The organism is Denitrobacterium detoxificans, from assembly GCF_001643775.1.
Classification (GTDB): domain Bacteria; phylum Actinomycetota; class Coriobacteriia; order Coriobacteriales; family Eggerthellaceae; genus Denitrobacterium; species Denitrobacterium detoxificans.
In genome coordinates this window covers 2,343,446-2,364,471 of sequence record NZ_CP011402.1, presented here as the reverse complement: position 1 = coordinate 2,364,471, position 21,026 = coordinate 2,343,446, and the positions used below count along the sequence as shown (strand labels likewise).

The 21,026-nt window shown below is 60.9% G+C and carries 18 protein-coding genes; 5 read left to right on the top strand and 13 right to left on the bottom strand.

Features of this window, described 5'->3' with window-relative positions:
• Window positions 1-55: 55 nt before the first annotated feature.
• Entirely contained in the window at window positions 56-1,294 is a 1,239-nt protein-coding gene (locus AAY81_RS09660; protein WP_066664513.1) for an MFS transporter, read from the bottom strand.
• 415 nt (window positions 1,295-1,709) lie between these two features.
• Window positions 1,710-1,919, bottom strand: coding sequence for a hypothetical protein (locus tag AAY81_RS09655; RefSeq protein ID WP_066664504.1), 210 nt, complete (start codon window positions 1,917-1,919; stop codon window positions 1,710-1,712).
• 330 nt (window positions 1,920-2,249) lie between these two features.
• Here AAY81_RS09655 and AAY81_RS09650 point away from each other — a divergent pair, with 330 nt between their 5' ends.
• A complete protein-coding gene (locus AAY81_RS09650) occupies window positions 2,250-2,933 on the top strand; it encodes a hypothetical protein (RefSeq protein WP_143117291.1) in 684 nt (227 codons plus the stop codon).
• A gap of 24 nt (window positions 2,934-2,957) precedes the next feature.
• On the top strand, window positions 2,958-3,752 hold the full coding sequence (locus AAY81_RS09645) for a DUF1295 domain-containing protein (RefSeq protein WP_066664497.1): 795 nt from the start codon (window positions 2,958-2,960) through the stop codon (window positions 3,750-3,752).
• Window positions 3,753-3,796: 44 nt separating this feature from the next.
• On the opposite strand, the gene AAY81_RS09640 is transcribed toward AAY81_RS09645, so the two are convergent.
• Window positions 3,797-4,984 carry a hypothetical protein gene (locus AAY81_RS09640; RefSeq protein WP_066664493.1) on the bottom strand — a complete coding sequence of 396 codons (1,188 nt, stop codon included), beginning with the start codon at window positions 4,982-4,984 and terminating at the stop codon, window positions 3,797-3,799.
• 527 nt (window positions 4,985-5,511) lie between these two features.
• Between AAY81_RS09640 and AAY81_RS09635 the strand changes: the two genes are divergently transcribed.
• On the top strand, window positions 5,512-6,294 hold the full coding sequence (locus AAY81_RS09635) for a class I SAM-dependent methyltransferase (protein WP_066664490.1): 783 nt from the start codon (window positions 5,512-5,514) through the stop codon (window positions 6,292-6,294).
• Window positions 6,295-6,343: 49 nt separating this feature from the next.
• Here AAY81_RS09635 and AAY81_RS09630 read toward each other — a convergent pair whose 3' ends face one another.
• Both AAY81_RS09630 and AAY81_RS09625 read right to left on the bottom strand, forming a co-directional pair.
• The gene (locus AAY81_RS09630; RefSeq protein ID WP_205630831.1) at window positions 6,344-6,949 is read right to left on the bottom strand and encodes a flavodoxin family protein; all 606 of its coding nucleotides are present in this window, start codon (window positions 6,947-6,949) and stop codon (window positions 6,344-6,346) included.
• A gap of 210 nt (window positions 6,950-7,159) precedes the next feature.
• Entirely contained in the window at window positions 7,160-8,473 is a 1,314-nt protein-coding gene (locus tag AAY81_RS09625; RefSeq protein WP_240480588.1) for an amidohydrolase, read from the bottom strand.
• A 97-nt stretch (window positions 8,474-8,570) separates the two neighbouring features.
• On the opposite strand from AAY81_RS09625, the gene arsS reads away from it, so the two are divergent.
• A complete protein-coding gene (gene arsS, locus AAY81_RS09620; RefSeq protein WP_066664485.1) occupies window positions 8,571-10,679 on the top strand; it encodes an arsenosugar biosynthesis radical SAM (seleno)protein ArsS in 2,109 nt (702 codons plus the stop codon).
• A gap of 52 nt (window positions 10,680-10,731) precedes the next feature.
• Here arsS and AAY81_RS09615 read toward each other — a convergent pair whose 3' ends face one another.
• The 8 genes from AAY81_RS09615 to AAY81_RS09580 form a co-directional block, all read right to left on the bottom strand.
• Window positions 10,732-11,850, bottom strand: coding sequence for a GTP-binding protein (locus tag AAY81_RS09615; protein WP_169815817.1), 1,119 nt, complete (start codon window positions 11,848-11,850; stop codon window positions 10,732-10,734).
• Window positions 11,851-11,909: 59 nt separating this feature from the next.
• Window positions 11,910-13,229: a heterodisulfide reductase-related iron-sulfur binding cluster gene (locus AAY81_RS09610; RefSeq protein WP_066664481.1), complete on the bottom strand. Its 1,320-nt coding sequence runs from the start codon at window positions 13,227-13,229 to the stop codon at window positions 11,910-11,912.
• Window positions 13,222-13,689, bottom strand: a complete 468-nt coding sequence (locus AAY81_RS09605; RefSeq protein WP_066664478.1) for a GNAT family N-acetyltransferase — start codon at window positions 13,687-13,689, stop codon at window positions 13,222-13,224. Before AAY81_RS09605 ends, AAY81_RS09610 begins: the two co-directional genes overlap by 8 nt.
• A 14-nt stretch (window positions 13,690-13,703) precedes the next feature.
• Complete coding sequence (locus AAY81_RS09600) at window positions 13,704-14,729, bottom strand: DUF169 domain-containing protein (protein WP_066664473.1); 1,026 nt, start codon at window positions 14,727-14,729, stop codon at window positions 13,704-13,706.
• Window positions 14,726-16,024: a radical SAM protein gene (locus tag AAY81_RS10650; RefSeq protein WP_066664471.1), complete on the bottom strand. Its 1,299-nt coding sequence runs from the start codon at window positions 16,022-16,024 to the stop codon at window positions 14,726-14,728. The genes AAY81_RS09600 and AAY81_RS10650 overlap by 4 nt, the downstream gene beginning before the upstream one ends.
• Before the next feature lie 9 nt (window positions 16,025-16,033).
• Complete coding sequence (locus tag AAY81_RS09590; RefSeq protein ID WP_066664469.1) at window positions 16,034-16,900, bottom strand: TIGR04282 family arsenosugar biosynthesis glycosyltransferase; 867 nt, start codon at window positions 16,898-16,900, stop codon at window positions 16,034-16,036.
• Window positions 16,901-16,913: 13 nt separating this feature from the next.
• Complete coding sequence (locus AAY81_RS09585) at window positions 16,914-19,136, bottom strand: molybdopterin-containing oxidoreductase family protein (protein WP_066664467.1); 2,223 nt, start codon at window positions 19,134-19,136, stop codon at window positions 16,914-16,916.
• Between the two features lie 133 nt (window positions 19,137-19,269).
• The gene (locus tag AAY81_RS09580; protein ID WP_066664466.1) at window positions 19,270-20,460 is read right to left on the bottom strand and encodes a (Fe-S)-binding protein; all 1,191 of its coding nucleotides are present in this window, start codon (window positions 20,458-20,460) and stop codon (window positions 19,270-19,272) included.
• A gap of 142 nt (window positions 20,461-20,602) precedes the next feature.
• Here AAY81_RS09580 and AAY81_RS09575 point away from each other — a divergent pair, with 142 nt between their 5' ends.
• A complete protein-coding gene (locus AAY81_RS09575) occupies window positions 20,603-21,016 on the top strand; it encodes a hypothetical protein (protein ID WP_066664465.1) in 414 nt (137 codons plus the stop codon).
• Window positions 21,017-21,026: the final 10 nt, after the last annotated feature.

Genomic DNA, 21,026 nt, shown 5'->3' with positions numbered 1-21,026 from the left:
ATTCGTTTGGATGGTTGGGGCTAGTGGGTGCTGCGGCCCGATTGCCCGCTGCTTGCTAGCATCCGTCTATTTTCCGTCGCAATGCCAACGAGGCCGCAGCCGAGGCAATGCCAATGCCGGCTGCAACGGCAAACACGGCTTGATGCGTCCCCGCAAGGGCCATCACGCTTCCGGAAAGCAGCGTGCAGGCGAATTGCCCCAGGTTGCATGCGGTTGCTAGGGCGCCCATGTGCTTGCCTGAGTTTTCGGGCGTCGAGCGTGCCGCGATGAGCGCCATGAGCAGGGGTGTTACGCATCCCACGCCCAGGCCGATGAACACGGCGCCGGCGAGCACCATCCATACCCCTGCCGCGATTGCCATGAGCGTGCAACCCAGGGCCAGCGAGACGAAGCATCCTGCGGCTATGAGCGAATGGCGAACGCGTTGCTGCAGCCGTGCGCTTGCGAGCGGTCCCACGATGTTGGCGATGCCAAAGCACCCAAGGAATAGGCCGGAAACGAGCGAGCTTTGCCCGAATGCCGTGACGAGATACGGCATTTTCGAAGGGACGAGGTAGGAAAGGGTCTGCGAGAGAAATGCGCCTGCCAAGCAGGCGGCCAGCACGAATGTGGTGGTCTTCGCGGCGCGCGTGGTCGCATGCGCGGAAGGCGCGTCATGACCTTCGCCTTCACTGCTGGGGTGGGAGTCGCTGGGATGATCGTGCCCGTGCATGTCGCGGCGTGCTTCGCGTATGAATGCTGCCGCAAGGGCTAGAAGGGCGAAGCCTACGACGTAGACCAAAAAGGGAGCGCGCCACCCGAGCAACGAGAGGAATCCGCCGCTCGTTTCGAGCACGAGCACGCTGGCCCCCGAAGCGGCGCTTTGCCAGCTGAAGACCTTTGCGCGCGTCGACTCGTCGTAGTGTTCGGACGCGAGCGCAGCTGAGGTGGTCGCAATGCCCGCGATGGCAATGCCAAGCACGAAGCGACCTACGAGCAGTGCCTCGAGCGTGGGAGCGGCAAGCCCCCAGAGGCCCGCTGCCGTGAACACCGCGAGCGAGATAACAAGCGTGCGCGCCTTGCCCACGCGGTCGGCTATCACGCCCACGAACAGGCCCGAAAGCGCCACCGCCAGCGAGGGTAGCGTAATTACGAGGGAAACGATCGCCTCTGAGGCTTCGGGGTAGGCTTCGCTTATGGCGGGAAGCGCCGGTGCCACCGCAGCACCGCCCATCACGTTGAGCATAGCCACGAGCACCAGCGTGACGAGCGCGCCCCTTCCGGGCGTGAAGCGTTTCGAAGCGTTCCTTGCCATCGTTCTCCTGGGTGAGCGGTGTGTGCGGTTGTCGTTCAGACGCAACAAAGGAGCGTCCCTGGTAAGAGGGATTCTCCTTAGTTACGATTACGTTATAGGTTGCGCAGTAACGCGGCGAGTGCAACTCGCGGTGCGTTCCCCTCTAGAGGATCTTGGGGCTGTTGCCCGGATTCTTTGCGTCACCCTCGTTGGTGGAATTGATGGGGATGGGATTGCCGCAGTACGGGCATGTGCCGGATGTGGTGCCGGCGTCTGCCGCCACGGGCTGCCCGCAGCTTGGGCACGTCCCCGTTTCGATTTGCGACTCTGATGCGTGTAGCGCGCTAGGCCTGAAGCACATGATGAACCTCCTGTCGGTTTGCCGAGCGTTCGGTCTCGGCTATCTTATTTGACCCCTCGTGGGAATTTGCTTGATCTACCAGGTGCTGCCGCACTTGCCGCAGCGCGATACCCCAGAGCCGGGGCAATACATAGTGCCCGTATGCCCGCAATTGGGGCAGGCTTCGTTTTTCCACTCGCCGCCACCGACGACACTTTCAAGCTCTTCGTCCGAGAGCGCGTAGCCTTCTTCCTTTGCGGCTTCCAGTATCTCCTCGGGGGTCAATTTCTTGCCCTGTTCTGCCATCCTCGATCCTTCCCCTCGTTTCGGTATCGTTAGCGAATGAAACCGCTTGTGCGTGCTTATTATCGCGTGGGGGCTGTGGCGCGCATCTTCGCTCCCGTCCTTTGTTGCGCTCCCATTTCATAATTGATACTGCTTTGTTACCATTCGTTGAAATGGCCTTGTTGCGACTGACGGCGTTGGAATCTACGAGGTGTTTTCCGTTGGGCAAAGGGGTCTGTTTGCGGCCTGGTGGAGTGCTTGTTGTTGGGGGCGGCGACGAAGGTCGAGTACAATTGGATGGTGGCGAAAAAGCAGATGGCGCAAGCTGTTTGCACGGTTACGGGAGGTCTCATGGCAAAACGAACGACGCTTCGCGACAGCGTTATCCCTGCGCTGGAGCACACGTACGAATTGCAGCAAGAAGACCTGGGGGCGGACGCACGCCTGTCCGCGAAGGGTATGACGTTCGAGACCGAGAGTTGGGCGGTTTCGGGAGTCGGCCATCTGTGCGTCATGAGGATGAAGGCATTCTTCGGCCTTATGCGCATGGAGACGGCGGTTATTGCTCCTACCTGCGTCAACGCTCCTCTTTGCAACCTTGATTGGGTGAAGGCCTTTGGCACCGAGGTCCAGATAGCGGAAGTGTACGACACGCAGCTTCAGCCTTGGCCAGCGGAATGCCTGGAGGCGCTTGAGTCCGTTCGCGCGCAATACGCCGACGTTCCCGATGCTCCGGCGGGGGATCCCCGTTGGTACGATGATGTGCTGTATCCCTGTTCGTTTCACAAGAAGGCCAAAGGGATGACGGAGCGGATGTCGCACGCCTCCGTGGATTTCCTGGCGGGCTATGTGGCGTCGCTTGCTTCCGCCCCGGCCTGCGATCGGGAGCAGAAGGCTGCGAAGGTGCAGGCCTTCGCAGAAAGGCTATTCGATGAGGGCGGTCCTGCGGTTGACCAGGTCACCAAGCTGTTTGGCGATCGCACGGCGAAGCGTCTCATTTTGCGTCATATGTACGGAGTTCGGGTACCCGAGTAGCGAAATCTTGTTCGGAGGATTGAAATGCTATTGTTTGTAGCGATGCTGGCCGTCGCGCTCGTGTTTAGCGCCGTCGGTTTCAAGAAGTACGTCTGGTTTATCTCGATTGGCTACGGCCTGTCGATTGCGGCCATTGGCGTGGCATTGCTTATTGCAGCGCGCGAACAGCTGACTGCGGGCATAGTGTGCGCTTGCATCCTGTTCATTGCGTACGGTATCAGGCTTGGTGGGTACCTTATCTTCCGAGAGCTGCGTTCGTCGAGCTACAACTCCAAGATGAAGACCGAAATCAAAAGCGGCGACGGCATGAGCATGGTCGCCAAGTGCGCCATCTGGATTACCGCTGCGCTTCTCTATGCGTGCCAGACATCTCCGGTCATCTTCCGAATTGCCAATGGCTCTGGGTCCGATACGCTGCTGATCGTTGGCATGGTCATTAGTCTCGTGGGACTGCTGGTGGAATCCGTGGCCGACCTGCAGAAGAATGCCGCGAAGAAGGTAAACCCCGGTCGCTTCGTTGACACGGGCCTGTTCCGCATCGTTCGTTGCCCGAACTACTTTGGCGAGATGCTGTTCTGGACGGGCGTGTTTGTCGGCGGCATTACGATTTGCGCCGATCCGCTGCAATGGATCGTGGCGCTCCTGGGCTATCTGGGCATTATCTACGTTATGTTCGGTGGTGCCCGCAGGCTGGAGATTCGCCAGAATAAGTCGTACGGCGACGACCCGGAATATCAGCGCTACGTGAAAACGACGCCCATCATGATTCCGCTCATTCCGCTGTATAGCGTCGAGAAATACAAGTGGCTGGTAGCGTAGTTGCGTAGTAGCTCCTGCGCGCCAAGGCGCTTTGGGTGAAGCTACTATTCCTCGCCTGCTACGATCTTGCTGACGTAATCGCGTTGCGAGACGAACAGGTGGGAGATGAGCTCCGCGAACCCGAGGGGAAGCCCCTGGCAGGAGGAGTATGCCTTCATGATGGTGTCCTCGAAGCCGTCGAGCACGCGCGGGTTGCACCACGACCAGTCCCAAGACGATTTGAGGAATGCGAAGCGATGCGCGCAGAACAGCTGAACGAACATGGGATTCTCGCATAGGGAGGAAATCGAAATGCCGTTGAACGGGAAGCCGAACGAGCCGTCGTAGTCGAAGAGGGGTGCCACGCGCCATTCGTTCGAGCCGATTGCGCGGATGGCTCCGAAATTGCCCGGGGTGTAATCCAGCAGCAGCGAGAGGCTGAAGAAGCAGGCTCGTCGGGCCACTTGGGCCGAGGCGTCCTGTACGCCGATGGCGGTATAGGCGTTTATGAGCTCGTCGCATGCCTCCGTTGTGACGCTGCCCTTTCCCAAATTGGGGCTATCCCACATGTCTGCCATTGCGTAAACCCGGTTGCCGTCGGCGAATTCCTCGTTGGAGTTCAGCATGAGCGGGCTTACCGAGCATGGTTTGCCATGGCGTTCCGCCATTTCCATGGGTATGCAGTGATCCTTGCCAAGGAGGAGGGAACAGAGGATGAATCCGAGTTTGGCGCCGATGAGTTCGGCGCCGTTGGGGAATTCGCCCGTCTTGATGAGATAGATGCCCTTGCTGGTGCGTTCCCATGCCTTGATGGCGTGCCCGGGCGTTGTCACTTCGGGCACGTCGAGCGAGCAATCTGGTAGGTGGGCGTAATCGCCCCGCAGGATGGTCGAGCCGAATTGCGGATTCCACTCGTTGTCGAAGAAGTTGATGTCGGCCCAGCGCTCGGTTGAATGAGGTGCGCGATACCAGAATTGGTCGGACAGGGTGAGCCCGTGTCCCTTGAATGCGAGTTCGAGAAGCGACTTTGCCCTGAATGCCGCCAGGATTTCGCTTTTGTCTCTGCGCATGCGCGACATGGACCGCCGCTGGATGAGGGCGGTTAGCATTTCGTCCCTGTTTTTGGGGCCAATCCCAATGGCGGCGCATAGCTCGTCGTTGTGCGTTTCAACGATGTGAGCCGTGCCCGTTGCCAGGTCTATTTCGAAGTCGACCAATTCCTGGTCGCGTTGCATGAGCGTGCGCCTGATCAAGGTCTCTCCTCTCGTCGCAAAAGGCTGCGCGGAATGGGTCCGTGCCAGTGGGTGGCAAAGGCCGTTCATTCTCGAGGGGAACGACGAATCATTCCCGTGCGAGCGCCAATACCTCTTCGGGCGTCTTGCAATTCGGGTGATCGGTCCTTGAAGTCCATGCTGGTCTCCTTGGTCGAGTTGCACATGCATCAGTGTATGTCGCGAGGGAATGGTGGGCGATTCCCCTTGTGCGTTCGTCAACGTAACGTGAACAAGAGGGCGGGGGTGACAAGGGGACGGTTCTTCTGTCACCTTTCTCGTCTTGTCGCCTTGTTATCGCCGCTGCCTCGGGCGCAACCGTGCAGGGCGAAAGCGAAGGGTGACAGCGGAACCGTCCCCCTGTCACCCGTAATAGCCGCGACGGGGCCTTCAGCGCCTAATTATTAGGCCTCCCTAATTCCACCTTGCAATTCGGAAAAGTTATACTAACCTAACTTTTTGTGTAGCCGCAGCATTCAGGCTGGTCTAACGAGGAATAAGGTGAGGGTATGGACATTCAATTTGGCGATATACAGGAAACGGCGCTTATTACGTTGGCGATTCGCGCGGGTGAGACGGCTCGACCGAATGCGCGCATTCGCGACGAGAAAGCATCTGAGATTATTCGCGCTCTCGGTGTCGACGTAAGTAAGTACGACCATTTCATGTCACACGAGGGGGTGGTGGCGCGAACCATCATGTTCGCCGACGCGCTGCGTGGGCTTATCGCGCGGTACCCCGATGCGGTGTGCGTAAATCTGGGTTGCGGTTTCGATGACAAGTTTACTCAGGTAGATAACCAGCGTATCGAGTGGTTTGACGTCGATCTGCCCGACCAGATCGAGGTTCGTCGAAAGGTGTTCAGCGATCGCTCGCGATGCGTCATGGTAAGCGGCAGCGCGCTCGACGATGCATGGACAAAGCAGCTGCCGAAGGACCGCATGTGCATCGTGGTGGTGGAGGGCGTATTCCAGTACTTCACCAAGGAAGAAACCGCGCAATGTTTGCATATGCTTTGCGATAGCTTCGATCATGGTTTCCTGCTGGCGGAAATGAACTCTCCGAAACTGGCGAAGTATTCCGACCATCACGACACCGTGAAGAATACGAATGCCAAGTTTCAGTGGGGAACCGACAGTGGTCGGGAATTTGTTGCGCTGGAGCCTCGCTTGCACTTGGAGTCCGAAACGAGCTTCAATGCCGAAATGAGCAAGTACTCCTTGCGCGCGAAGCTCTTTGCCGCGACGGTGGGGAAGAACCTGAACAACCGCCTGGCGGTGTTCAGCTGGTAGCTCGAGTGACAAGGGTGACAGCAGAACCGTCCCTCTGTCACCTGGTTAACTAGCGGACGAAGTTGGTGCGGACGCGCTCCTCTACTTTTGGCAAGCCGAACGCTTCCTTGCCGAGCTTGATGCTCTTGATGAGGAACGCCATGTTGCGCGCCACGACGCGCATCTGCTGGAGGCCCTCTTCGTCCTGAGAACCTTCGCCTTGGGCGCGTCCGTGCAGCCCGTTCCAGTATTGGCCGGTTGCGATGGGCATGCCGGTAAGGGCGAAGAACTTGTTGAGCTCATCATAGGTGGCCGACGTGCCACCGCGGCGCGCCACGGAAATGCCCGCGCCCACCTTCATGGTCTTGTCGAAATGCGTGCTGTAAAACAGGCGATCGAGCAGGGCAACAAGCGTGGGGTTGGCGCTGCCGAAGTACACGGGCGTGCCCACCACCAGGCCGTCTGCCTTTTCGAACTCTTTGGCGAGCTCGTTGACGATGTCGTCGAACGTGCATTTCCCCGTCTTTCCGCATGTATCGCATGCGATGCAGCCGCGAATGTCCATCTGTCCAACTTGGCGGATGGTGCAGGAGATGCCCTCTTCCTGGAATACGCGTTCCATTTCGTCGAGGGCCAGTGCGGTGTTGCTGTGCGAACGGGGGCTTCCGTTAAGCATGAGGACGTTCATGTGCTTCTCGCTTCTATTCTCTTGCGGTCTGACTTCGCATCGCGCTGGGCTGCCACGATCTGAGCTGACTTTGCTCCACGCTGGGCTGTCGTGACCTGGGCTGACTTTGTGCGGGGCTGGGTTGCCATGACCCGCTGGCTTCGTGCGAGGCCAGGCTGCCGGGACCCGAGCGCATGGCAGCAGCCTCGCCGATGGCGGCTATTCGTGCAGCGCGTCGAGGATCTCGCCCACGCTTCGGCGCACTTCGGCCTTGGCCTTCTCGATGTCGATGGTCTTGTACTCGCCGTTTTCGTAGAGCACCTTGCCATCGCACATGGTCAGCAGCACGTCGGCGCCGTTTGCGCTGTACAGCAGGTTGGTTGCCATGTCGTAGACGGGGCACATCCAGGGTGTGTCGACATCGATGACCACCAGGTCGGCTTTCTTGCCTACGGCAAGGACGCCGCAATCGGTGCGTCCCTGCGCGCGTGCGCCATTCGCCGTAAGCATTTGCAGCGCCTGCTTCGGCGTGATGATGGTGGGGTCGAGGGCGTTGCCCTTCTGCGAACATGCGAGCAGGTATGCGCTCTGCAGAATGTTGTGCGTATTGTTCGAGGCCATGCCGTCGGTGCCCAGGCTGCAGTTCACGCCGGCGTCGATCATGGCTTGCACGGGCGCGAATCCGCTGGCCAGCTTCATGTTGCTAGCGGGGTTCAGGCTTACGTTCACTCCCTTGCGTGCCATGAGCTCGATGTCGCTGGGCTCTACCCACACGCAGTGTGCGGCGGTAATGGGAACGTCGAACGCCCCCAGCGAATCTAACCAGGCGGCCGGGGTCATGCCGTCGTGTCGCTGCTTGCACTCCTCGTGCTCGGTCTGCGTTTCCGACATGTGAATATGCAGGCCGGCGTTGTTTGCCTTGGCTTCCGCCACGCAACGCTCGATCATCCCCTGCGGCGTGGTGTATTCGCCGTGCACGCACATGTCGATGCGAATGCGCCCGTCGGCCGCCAGATGGTACTCGTCGAAGAGCTGCTTGTTTAGCGCGGCAACGGGAAGCGTGTCGTAGTCGGTTTCCACGAAGCACATGGTGCCGCCGTCGCAATGGTTCGCCTTCATGCCCGCTTCGATGGCGGCCTTGCAGCGATCGATGGTCCCGAAGTACATATCGGTGTAGCCCACGATGCCGTAGCGCAGCATTTCGGCTTGCGCGAGCATGCAGCCCCAATAATGGTGGCCGCGTTCCACGCTCATCTTTCCCTCGAAGGGCCAAACGGTATCGTTGAGCCATTGCTGCAGGGGCTGGTTTTCCGCATAGCCGCGCAGGAGCGTCATGGGAGTGTGGGCGTGCGTGTTGTAGAGAGCGCTCATGAGGAGCTTGCCGCATCCGTCGTAGCGCTCGCCAAAGCGTTCGGGGTCGGTGGGCTCGGTGGCGCCTACGTAGGTGATGGTGCTGCCTTCAACTCCTACGAACTGATCCTTCTGCCAGTCGAGGTTTTCATCGAGAACATTGATGTGGGTGAATAGCATCATCGGCCCCCTTCGCTGCGCCCTTCGTTATTGAAGGATGATACCCACGTGATATCCTTTTCGCAAGGGAACGTGTGTGCGCGGCATATTGGAGGTGGGGATGAAATCCCAGTTTGCAAAGGCATCGACGCTTCATCCCGATACGGTTCACGATGCTGTGCGCGCGTACTATGGCCGCACGCTTTCCGATTCCAATGACCTGCATAGCAACGCGGCGCATTGCCAGACGGTGCCGCCTCCCAAGTACGTGCGTGACGTGCTGCCCCTTATCGCCGACGAGGTGGTAAGTCGCTTCTATGGATGCGGCAGCCCCATTCCGCCGGCGCTTGAAGGGTGCACCGTGCTCGACCTTGGCTGTGGCACGGGCCGCGACGTGTACGTTCTCTCCAAGCTGGTGGGTCCCCGCGGCCGCGTCATCGGCGTTGACATGACGCCTGAGCAGCTGGAAATTGCCCAGCGTTATCGGGAGTACCATGCGCAGAAGTTCGGCTATGACCATTCGAATGTGGAGTTTCGCGCTGGCTACATCGAGGACCTTGCCGCTTGCGGAATCGAAGACGCATCCGTTGACCTGGTGGTATCGAACTGCGTCGTCAACCTTTCGCCGTTCAAGGACCTGGTCTTTTCGGAAGTGTCCCGCGTCTTGAAGCCAGGCGGGGAATTATACTTTTCGGATGTGTACGCCTCTCGGCGTTTGCCCGAAGAGCTACGCAACGACCCCATTCTGCGCAGCGAGTGCCTGGGTGGCGCAACGTATGAGCCCGACTTTCGCGCCCTGATGGACGGGGCCGGCCTGGGCCACTACGTTTGGACCGTGGACGATCCGCTGCATATTGGCGATTTGAGCATAGAGACGCGCGTGGGATTCACTGCGTTCCGTTCGCGTACCGTACGCGCCATAAAGTGTCCGCAGGGTGTGCTCGAGGCCACGGAAGAGGATTACGGCCAGCATGCAGTGTATCTGGGTGGCATGTCCGAAACGCCCAGGTACTTCGATTGGGATCGCGAGACGCGCTTCGTGAAGGGCAAACCCTGCGCCATCAGCGGCAACGTTGCGGCCCTGTTGCAGGCGTCGCGGTATGGGCACTACTTCCAGATTTCCCCCAAGCGCGCGCATCGCGGCGCCTTCCATGCCGCCCGCGCGCAGGAGGCCTTGGACGTGCGTTGCGGGAAGAAGGCCGTCGGTTTGAAGATGCTCGAGGATGCCTACGAGCGGGCGGGGTACCCTACGTTCTTCGAACGCTTGGGTGCTCCGGAGCTGCTTCAAACGAGCGCTCATGCGCATACGCTGCAGGTCAACATTACGTACGCATGCAATCTTGCCTGCAGGCATTGCTATCTTGGCTGCGGCCCATCTCGTACGGAGCGGATGCCGCGCGAGACGATGGAAGCGTGCTTGCGGGCGTTTGACGCGGGCGGTTTCCAAACGTTCGACATCACGGGCGGCAGCCCTGAGCTGCATCCGGATTTCGAATGGTTCCTACGCCAGGCTGCATCGCGTGCGGGGTGGGGCAACGTCATCGTGCGCACCAATCTCACGCTGCTCACCCTGCCGGAGTGCGCGCATCTCGTCGACGTGTTTGCCGAGCTTGGCGTGCATGTCGTGGCGTCGCTGCCCTTCTTCGACGATGCGGGCACGGCATCGCAACGCGGAAAGCACGTGTTCGAAAAGGCCATCGCGGCCATACGCGCGCTTAACGCGCGGGGCTATGGCGCTGCGTCGCCTGCGGAAGCGTCGCTCGTGCTGGACCTGGTGTATAACGTGGCGGGGCCGTTCCTTCCGCTGCCCCAGGAAATGATTGAGGCAAGTTACCACAAGGCGCTCGAGCGCGACCAGGGTGTGCGCTTCAATGGCCTGTTCGCGTTTAACAACTGGGCATGCGGGCGCTTTGCTGCCGACCTGCTGGACTATGGCATGTTCGACGACTACCTGGCGCTGCTTGCCGATAACTTCAACACCATGGCGGCCACGAAGCTCATGTGCCTCGATATGGTCAACGTCGATTGGGATGGACGTTTGTACGATTGCGAGCCCAACCATGTGCTGGGTCTGCCCATCCAGCTCGACGACGGCGCAGGGTCAACGCGTGATGCCACCATCGACGACCTTCTTTCGGGGCCCTTGCCTCCGCGGCAGGTGCGAACCAATCCGTTGTGCTACAGCTGCACGGCGGGCTTTGGCAGCTCGTGCGGTGGGGCTCTCGTGTAGGGTTTCGGCCCTATGCCATCTGTATGTTGCCAACTGCACGCTGCTCGCGTGCTTATTCGGCGTAGCGGGACGCACGGCCTCCGTTGCGACGGCCTTCGTCGGCGAAGCCGAAGCATTCGGTGAAGATGATGCGGCACTTCAGGTTGTGCTTGGCCTTGATGGCGTCCATGGCCTCTTCGACGATGTCGCCGAAGGTCTCGGATTCGCAGACCGCACGTGCGTTGACCACGATGGCGATGCCCGAATATGCATGCTGGAGCTTTCGTTCGAATTCCAGGTCGTTGTCGACGTCCACGATGGAGCACTTTACGAAGTCGTCTCCCATGCCCGCCGCGAAGAGCTTCAGGTGGGGTACGTTGCGGCGTGCCTCGATGAGCCCTTCGCGGATGCCTTCCATGAAGTCCTCGATGACCTGGTTGAAGTCGATATCGGCGCCGCTGCGCTCTTCCGCGAAGAAGCGACGGTTGTACCAGCACATCTTGGATTCCGCTGCGTCGAATTCCTCCGTGTCGGTTCCCAAGTCGCGTGGCTGCGCCGTGGCTTCGTGCGAAAGCAGGTAATCGGCCAGTTCGTCTATTCCCTCTCCCGTACGCGCGGATATCGTCATGACGGGCGTGTTGGGGTAGGCCTTCTTGATGAAGGCTAGGTCGGCCTCGCGCTCCGCGTCGTCGATGAGGTCGCATTTGTTGAGGACAATCAGGTCGGCCTCGGCCAGCTGGGCGTTCAGCAAGAAGCGCATTTCCTCGGGAAGGTGAATGTCTTCCTTCTGCGGCAGAATCATGCGCAGGCGAATGGGGTCGACGAGGCAGGTGAGCGGAAGCAGGTCGTATTCAGCGGGGTAATCGTTGTCGAGCGTTACGTATACGTGATTCAGCGCGCCCACGCCGCAGCCGGGGATGTCGGAGAGGACGATGTTTGCCCCCGCGGCAGCGTGCCGGTTGATGCGATAGACCAGATCTTCGGTGACGTAGCAAATGCAATCGCCGGCGATCTCGTCGATGGGTACGTCGGCCGTACGCGTGTAGTCGGCGTCGACGAGGTTTTTGGCGCCCAGGTCGTTGGCGATAATGGCCGCCTTGCTCGGTTCGCCCTGCGCCTGCAGGCGCTTGTTGAATGCGCGTGCCAGCGCAATCATGGCCGTCGTTTTCCCCGAGCCCAAAAAGCCGCTCACTATTACGTATTTCGTACTCATATTGCTTTCTTTCGTTGGCTTGCCGTTGTGCGTGCTGGCTAGGTTTCGCTGCCTGGTTCGCTTTGGGAGAGCTGTTCGGCCACCCAGGCGCCCTGTTCGCCTTGCCACATGTTCGTGAGGTTGGCGAATACGCGTGGCCAGTCGATGCGCATGTCGAATGCCACTTCCAGGTAATTCAGGCTGCCCATGCCGTCCCATCGAGCGTTGCCTTCCTGCGCCTGCATCCATCGTTCGAATGCGTAGGTATACGCGCAGGTGGGGCACACGGTAACGAGCGTATGAGCGCCCGCTTGCTCGCAGAGGCGGAATGACCGGCAGGTGCGGCTGCGAGCCAGGTTGGGGTCGTAGGCGTTCACGGCGCCGCCTGCGCCGCAGCACCAGGCGTCTTCGTCCGCGCACGGGAAGGGCTTGGCGTTGGCGTGCTCGAAGAGGGCGCGTACCGCGGGGCCATGAATGCTCGCGCGGTCGTTGCAGGAGGTCACAACAGACAAGGGAAGCGTGCAATCGGCCAGGCTCTCGTCGCCCATGCGTACCCCCGCATCAAGGAGAAGCTGGGCGAGGGGCACGAATTCCATACCGGGAGCAACCGCCGCAGCTGCAATTTCCAGCTGCCTATCGCAACCTGGGCATACGCCCACGATGCGGCGAACGCCTTGGTCCTTTGCGGCTGCGATGACGCGTTCGCGCCAGGTCTGCGCGCGATCGACCTCGCCCGCGCATTCCAGGGGCCATGCGCAGCACTGCGTGGAGAGGAGGGTGGGCCCAACGTGCTCGTTGAGCCATGCGTATGCTGCGCGCGTGAGCTCGGGCGCATAGGTGCAGAGCGTGCAGCCAGGGAAGAACAGCGTCTCGGCATGCGCTTTGCGTGCGGGCGCTTCCTGAACGGTGGCGCCTTCGGTTTCGTCGATGCTGGGAACTTCCAGGAGCGATAGGTCGCTATAGTCGATGTTCCAAACGTGGCGGTATACGCTGAACGTGTTCCACGTGCAATCGGTCTTGATCATGCCCACGTCGGAATCGGGGATGTATTTCGCCCCTCGCAGCAAGGCGCGCCAGGGCTGCCATAGGTCGCTCATGTTTAGCTGCTGAGGGCAGTGGACGGTGCAGCGATTGCACGATTCGCACGAGCGGAAGAACTGGTAGAGCGAGGGGTGGGCGTCGATTCCCAGGCGTGCGCTTTGCGCGTCGTGGGCACCGCCTATCGCGTCGCTGCTTTCCTCGCAGATGGCGTGAATGTTCCACGTGCGCGATTCTAGTAGGTCGCATCGCGTGGTGCAGGTGCCGCATGCGATGCATTGGTCTTCCAGGTTGGTAATGGCGTCCCTAGTGCGTTCAAGCAGCGTGGTGAAATCAGCCATGCGTTGCCTCCAGCGTGAGAATGAACGCGACGGGTTGGCATGCTGCACGGTCGGCGCAATGCTCGCAATCTTCTTCCAGGTCGCCCGATATTTCGTCGAATGAAATCTCGGTGCCGCCCAGCGCGTGGTAGAACCCCGCCGCATCGCCGCGGGAAACCAGCTTGAGGGCGTGATGCTGTTCCAGTTCCGCCTGCATGAGCGCGCGTCCTACGCCGTGGCCTTGCCAGGCGGGCATAACGGCAACGGGGGCGACATGAGGCCCCTTGCTGGTTTCTTGAATGCGAATGTACCCGATGAGCGTTCCGTTGCTATCCACCGCAACCGTGGCGTTTTGCCAATCAGCGGCCAAGCCCATGCCTCCTAGGTGCATGAGGGCGCGTACGGCTTGCTCGTCTGTGGCAATGGCCTTGCGGAGTGAGTACTCGTTCGTCTGCTGGCGGTCGTGCGTTAAATCGTTCATGACGCCTCCCGGTTTTAGGGCAGGTAGACCTTGGCGCGCGATTGGGGAATGGCCCGCTTCGATAGCTCGCGCAGCCCCTTTACCACCGTGGGCATCATGCTGCGGGGAATGCCCATGAATAGGTGGTCACGGGGAACGTCGGTGGCTGCGCGGTTGCCGTAGCAGCCCAGCGACAGGTTCATGACGCCCTCTTCGCGCGGGATGAGCACGGCTTCGACGCACATGCTGTTGTATCCGGAAACGCGGTAGTTGAAACGCTTGCCCGTATAGTACGAGGCGCTCATGGTGAGCCACATCATCTGCTCGGCGTCGCCGGTGACTACCACCACGTCGGGGGTGGCAGCTGCCTTGGCAAGCGGCGTTGCCACGGTGGCGTCGGTGCTGCGCTGCGGCAGGCGCGGTCGCTCGGCGACCATTTGGGAAGCGGCCTCCATGGTGTCGAGCTTGTGGAACAGGATGTAGAGCTCTCCGCTTGCCAGCTTCGGGGGCACGTCGGTCATGCCCAGGATGGAGGTGCCATCGGGGCACGAATGGCGGTTGGGCGGCAACATGATGGAGCGCCCCAAGCGTGCGTATGCTAGCTGCTGGCAGAAGCGCATGCGCGTGGTGGGTACGGGAACGTCGGGCAAGGGCGCGCCAGCGGGAATGAGCGTGAGCGCAACGGGCTCTGCCTGCAGCTGCAGTACGTCCTTCAGTACGTTCGCCCATTCGGCGTAGAGGTCTTGTTCCTCTTGCGGTAGCGGGGCGGCCTTTTCCCTGTTTTGGAAGGGGTCGTATGCGATCCCGTCGCCTTCGATACGGATGGCGCTTACGGGACATTGCCCCTCGCACGTCTTGCAGCCGACGCATCGTTCGGGCTGCACGGCAACGGGGGTGTCGGTGGCGTCTTCTTGCCCCTCGCGGACGATGGACTGCATCTCGTAGACGTCCATGGGGCAGAAGGCCGCGCAGAGCCCGCAGCCTACGCAGAGGCTGGCATCGTGCTTGATGCGATACGTTACCTTGGGGCCGTCGTCGGCGCCGGTGTCCCAATCCTTCACTGGGAACCACCCTCCTTTCGGCCGAGCGACGGATAGATGCGGTTGCCTTGCGCGTCGTTGAGTTCGCTGCTGCAGAACGGAATGAGCCTGTCGTCGACGGTGGCGTGGAACATCGAGCATTGCTCCAGGCGCTCCAGGTCGATGTTGCTGCGATCCATGTAGTCCATGATGATGAGCGACAGCCCGCCTTCGAACTGGGGAATCGTGCGCGCGGCGATGTCCCAGAGCACCGCGCCCTGAGGCGAGTGCGGGTCGTAGTACGACAGGTAGTCTTCGTGGGAAAGCCCGCGCGTGATGGGCGTGTAGCCATTTGGCGTGCGTGCCAGGTAGGTGCCCGAATCGCAGAGCGGATGCGAGGAACCCAGCGGCACCATGTCGTCCGCGAGGATAAGGCCATCGGTCTGCGCTTCTAGTAGCGCGAAGGTGTCGCCCATGGTAAGGGGCTTGCTGCGTTTCACGTCGAAGCGACCGCTTTCGAAGGCCGGTTGCAATGCCACGCCCACGACCACGTCGTTGTTCTTGATCGCGAACCGAATGACATCGCCCACTTGGTCTTCGTTTACGCCGCCGACGATGGTCATGGCCAGCACGACCTGCACGCCGCATTCGCGGCAGTTCTGAATGGCACGCAGTTTCACATCGAGCAGGTCGGCGCCGCGGGTAGCCAGGTAGGGCTCGGGCGTTGTGCCGTCGAATTGCAGGTAGATGCCCGAAATGCCCGCGTCGCGCAGCTCGAGCAGGTAGTCCTTGCTGCGTGCGATGGCAAGGCCATTGGTGCTGATCTCGATTGCCTGAATGCCCACTTCTCGACCAATGCGCACGATGTCCGGCAGGTCGTCGCGCACGGTGGGTTCGCCGCCCGTAAGGTTCACGCCGCAGTCGCCGCCCGCGGTATCGCGAATCGTCTGGAAGATGGCGCGGAAGTCTTCCGTGGGAAGCTCGTTGTCATCGTCGTGAGCGGCCATGAAGCATACGGGGCACCTGAGGTTGCAACGCTGGGTGAGCTCGATGCCCACTTGGGTGGGGCGCCGCACGTGATGCGTGCAGATGCCGCATGAAAACGGGCAGGGCGCCGTCATGGGTCTGGTCACCGCTGGGGCGGTGGCGGGCAGCGCTCGCGCGCAGTAGCGTTTGTATTGTTTCGCATCGGGCCAGCGATATGCCTGGAAGAAGCCGTGTTCGGGGCAGGTGCGCTCCATCCACACGGTGCCATCGTCGTGCTCTACCACGCGCGCGGGCAGCTGCTTCAGGCATTCGGGGCAGATGCTGCGAGTTGTGCTAATGAGCCGCGACACGGGAGCCCCCTATTCGTCGATTTCTTCGCGGCTATCGAAATTGCGATTCGGCGGGGTGGTGACCTTCAGACCGAATGCGCGGATGAATTCGAGCGTGCGATGGGGCACGAATACATCTTGGAACTGGCTGGCGTATTCCAGCGCATTGACGACGGAAATGACGTGGGCGAAGTCTTCGATGTTGTCCACATCGCCCACGGGCTCGAGCAGTGCCATGGGTATGTCGCCGGCTTCGCGCCCCTTGTCCAGGTATGCTTGCAAGGCGGGGCGTCCGTCGAGGTTGTAATAGACCGTCTGATGGTTCATGCCGCAGTTGTGCGTGTAACCCACCAGCGAGGTTCCGCCTGCCTGGCAGGGTGCGAGAACCATGCCGCCCGTTGGGAAGCGCTCTTGGAATTCGTGCAGGTAGTTGTACGCGTCGATGATGTGATCGCGCGGCATGATGGGGATGTCGCCCCCAACCGAAATGCACGTTTCGTAACCCAGGTCGAAGATCTGCTGGAATGCGTCATCGAAGTGGTCGTCGAATACTTTCCCGTGGTCTTCGATGATGTGAATCTCGCGCGGCCAGCTTTGCCCCTTTTCGAAGATCTCGCGCATCTTCTCGACGTGCTTGTGCGGGGTGGTGCTTACGAAGACGTCGTATACCCGTTCCGGAACGGTGGGGTCCGCTTCGCGTTCGCGCTTGTTTTGCTCTTCCAGGCGATCGAGCGCCTGCATGGTGCATTCGAGCACGTCAAACATCATGCGATGGAACAGCGTGGAAGCCTGCAAGGGCGTGAACGGCCCATCGTGCATGGTGGTAAGCCGCGTTTTTACCAGGCCGGGAACGGGCGGCTTCGAGAACATAAGGAATGCGTTCTTCTGAACGGTCATGGTCTCCCCCTCACTACGCGTTGCTTGATGACGCGCGGTCGAACTCGATGGGACGCGAAGTCTTTTCCACGAGTGCTTCTATGCCATTATAGGTCCAGGTGCCGATGAGCGGCTCACAGCCTTCGATGCCGTTGTCGGTGAGCATGTTGATATTGCTGGTCAGCGAGCCCGAAAAGCCCGGCGCGCCCGGGGGCGCTTCGGGAAGCCACCAGCCATATTCGGCGCTTGCCACCCCCTCGGGCATGTCCTGGAATGCGACGTTGAACACGGCACTGCCATTCTTGTTGCTCAGGCGCGCCCAGTCTCCTTCGACAAGCCCCAGCGCCCGTGCCGTGGTGGGCGCCATGGTTACCCGAGGATACGGCCGGCGTTGCCTAAAGTCCTGGTTGTGGAAGTACGACGACCCCCAGAAGGGCTGGGAGCGGGCGCCTGTGATGAGCACTACCTTCCCCGCGGCAAGGTCTGCCTGCGGGATGCTCTGGGAAATGGGTTGCGGGTATGCCGAACCGCCCAGCTGCTCGATGAGCGAGGAGGCGAGCTCCACCTTGCCCGATGGCGTGGCGAATCCCTGGGGCTCGCCGTGCTCGTTGCGCTGCTCGTGCTTGCGGAAGGTGGGGGCAGGCGCGAACATGCCCTCGTTGGCGAACTGCTCAAACGTGATGCCCACCGGCTCGAAGAGGTAATCGAGCTCCTCTTCGAGCGTGGCATGGGGCCATTCTGCTCCCATGCCAAGTCGTAGGGCAAGCTCGCGCATGATGTCGTAGTCATTGCGTCGCTCGTGTAGGGGCGGAATGACCGCGGCGCCTCCGTAGGCGAAGTCGGCGACGCCACCATGAATCTGGCAGTTGGGGCGTTCCAGCGCGCCTGCGGCGGGGAGCACGTAGTCGGCTAGCTGAGCCGTGGGCGTAAGGCGATAGTCGACTACGATGCAGAGGTCGAGCGATTGGAGCGCCTTCAGCACGAGTTTCGTATTCGCGTAGGTGAGCACGGGGTTTGCCCCCATGACGAAGAGCGCGCGGATGGGGTAAGGCTCTCCCGTGACCATGGCGCGCATGACCATGCCCGGATGCGCGGACGACAGGTAGCGTTCGGGCAGCGAACTGCCGAACTGCTTTGCGTAGTCGTTTACCAGGTTGTATCCGCTGTAGCTCTGAAGCGGCGTGGTGTTCAGCTGCCACGCGCGGTTCTCTTCGGAAAGCAGGTCGGGGCGTTCCATGGCCGCTTCGGCGCGAAAGGAGCTGCGTTGGTGCAGGAAACATGCCCCGGGGCGGTCGACGTTGCCCGTTATGGCGCGCAGTAGGCAGAGCGAGCGTACGGTGGGTTCCGCGTTCGGCCCTAGTTGGTCGATGCCGCGACCCGAGAGCAGCACACCAGGAGTGTGGGTGGCGTAGAGGCGCGCGGCTTTGCGTATGTCGTCGGCGGGGACGCCGCAGAGCGCCTGCGCGCGTTCGGGCGCATAGGCGCGCACGTGTTCGCACAGTCCGCTGAAGCCCACGCACCAGGTGTTCACGAAGGCCCGGTCGAAGAGCTCCTCTTCGACGATGACGTTGAGCAGCGAAAGAGCTAGCACGGGGTCGGTGCCAGGCCAGGGGGCAAGGTGCACGTCGGCCTGGCGTGCGGTTGCAGTGGCGCGGCAATCTACGACCACCAGCGGAACGCCCGCTGCGTGTCGCGCTTTGATCTGGCTCCAGAACAGCGAGTTATCGCTGACGGCTGGATTGGTGGCCCAAAGCATGATGCATTGGGTTTGGTCGTTGAGGTCGGGGTCGGTGGGCCATCCGAAGGTGATGGCATCCATGAAGATGCGCGGGTCCCAGCAGATCTGCCCAATGCCCATGTTGTTGGGGCTTCCGAACTGGTTCATGAAGCGGTGTAGGGGCCAGTAGGTGGTGTGAGGCCCTGCAATGGCGCTTGCCAGCGTTCGCGCGCCGTATTCGTTGCGCAGGCTCTCGAGCCTGCTTGCGATGTCGTCGAGCGCTTCGTCCCAGGTGACGCGCTCGAATTTTCCGCTGCCTCGTTCTCCAACGCGGCGAAGCGGGTAGTTCAGGCGGTCGGGGGCGTCCAGGTCGTCGAGGTTCATGCGCCATCTGCGGCAGCGCGAGGAGATGGATGCGTCGTAGGGATAGCGCGTGGGGTCGGGGGCGATATCGACGATGCGGCCGTTTTCGACGGTTGCATTCAGACCGCACAGATACCCGCAGTAGCTACAATTGCCCTTGCGCATCTCGATCGTCATGGGACCCCCTCGGTTCAGGATTCCATTGTATGCCTAGCTCGTGGCGTATTTTCCTTACGGCTTGTTGCCGTTTTCGTTCTAGATGCGCCGTGCTGGGCGCATGTCGTGCTGCGTTGGGCGCTTGTCGTGTGCGCTAGGGGAGTATCGGGTCGTTTAATCCGGCGGGCATGCCGTTGCGTTCGTCGCTTTGCGCCAGCTCGATGCTTGCGGCCCGGTGGGCTTCCCAGCGTATGGGGGTGTCGAACAGCAGCTCCAGATAATGATGTGCGGAAACGGGCGTGCCCGAGCGAAGCATGGAATTCGTGCAGCTCACGCATGCGGTAACGAGGCAGTCGGCGTTGGTTTCCCGGAATTCGCCCACGCAGCGCGTGCGCCGCGTCTGGCATACGCTCACATCGTAGAAGGAGACCATGCCACCCGAGCCGCAGCAGAGCGCGTCTTCTCCCGCATGTTGCATTTCGCGCCATGACCCCGGGGGAAGCAGTGCTCGGACGGCGTTGCCGAACGCGCGTGTCGCGCGATCGGAGCATGAGTCGTATACGCAGAATGTTTCTGCGTTGGGTGCAATGGAACGCTCGGCAGGAATGCGCGCGCCGGCATCGACGAGCACCTGGGGAAGGGCGCTTATTTCGATATCTTTGGCGATGAGGCCGTTTGCCTGGCTTTGCCGCAGTGCGCGGTAGCAGTTTGGGCATCCGGCGATGATGTACTTCGTGCCCAGCATGGCAAGGCGTTCGCTCAACGCGTTCGCATATGTGTCGCCTCGTTCTTTCAGACCAAGACCCCAGAGGGGGTTTCCGCAGCAAAGGGCCGTCATGCCGTCGGCGAGATGCCTGCTGGCCAGGTAGTCAAACGTGGCCATGGTGAGCTCGGGGCTATATGTGCTGAGCGTGCAGCCCGGGAAGAACAGCGATGCACAAGGCTGGTGCGGGTCGAGCGCCGCATCGTCGTAGGATATGTCGCGCCATGCGCGCAAGCGTGCGAAGGAGTTACCCGCAAGGTCGACCATCATGGGTCGCCAGCGTTCGCGTGCGGATGAGTGCTGGCCGTGAAAGGCGCGTCTGCCCTCACGCACTATGTTGGCGGCGCTGATGTCGACGGGGCATGCCTGTGTGCAGCCATCGCAGAGGGAGCAGGTGAACAGCAGGCGTTCGGTAGCGGAGTCGATGGGACCGCGCGCGGCCTCTTCGGCGAGGTGACGGGCAAATGGCCCCCACATGCCCGGCGTGCAGCCGCAGCCCTCGTCTTGCACCGTTTCGCAGATGCCGCACTCTATGCAACGCGCTGCTGCGTCGTGGATGGCTGTTAGTTCGCATTCGTTCATGTGTGCGCCTTCGGTCGTTTTGCCCAGTTTCCCATAATCGCCATTCGGGGACAATACGCGCTCAATCTGGGTGCATGTGCGTGGGTATCGTTGTAATATGTGCTGTAGCTGCGCATGTTTCCGACATGGAAGGGGCCTTGTCATGGGGCGGGAAGATACGCGGGGGCAAGGCACGTCTAGGCTGTCTTCTCCCGAACAGCTCAATGATTATCTTCGAGTCACGAATCCCAAAATCTGGGTTTTGCTCATTGCGGTTGTCTTGTTGTTCGCCGGCTTCATGTTGTGGAGCAGCGTCACCTCCTTCGAAAGCTACGTTCCCGCGCACGTCACCGCTGAAAAGGGCGAACTAACCGTCGTGCCCGATAGCATTCCCACGGGAAGCATCGAAACGGGCATGAAGCTGGAAATTGGCGATGTTGAAACAGAGATCCTTGCCGTGGGCGTCGACGAGAATGGCAAGGTTACGGCATCGGCGAAGGCCGATGTCCCCGATGGCAGCTATTCGGCGCGCATAGAGTACAAGACCACGCAGCTCATATCCATGCTGATGAACTAGCGGGGCCGCC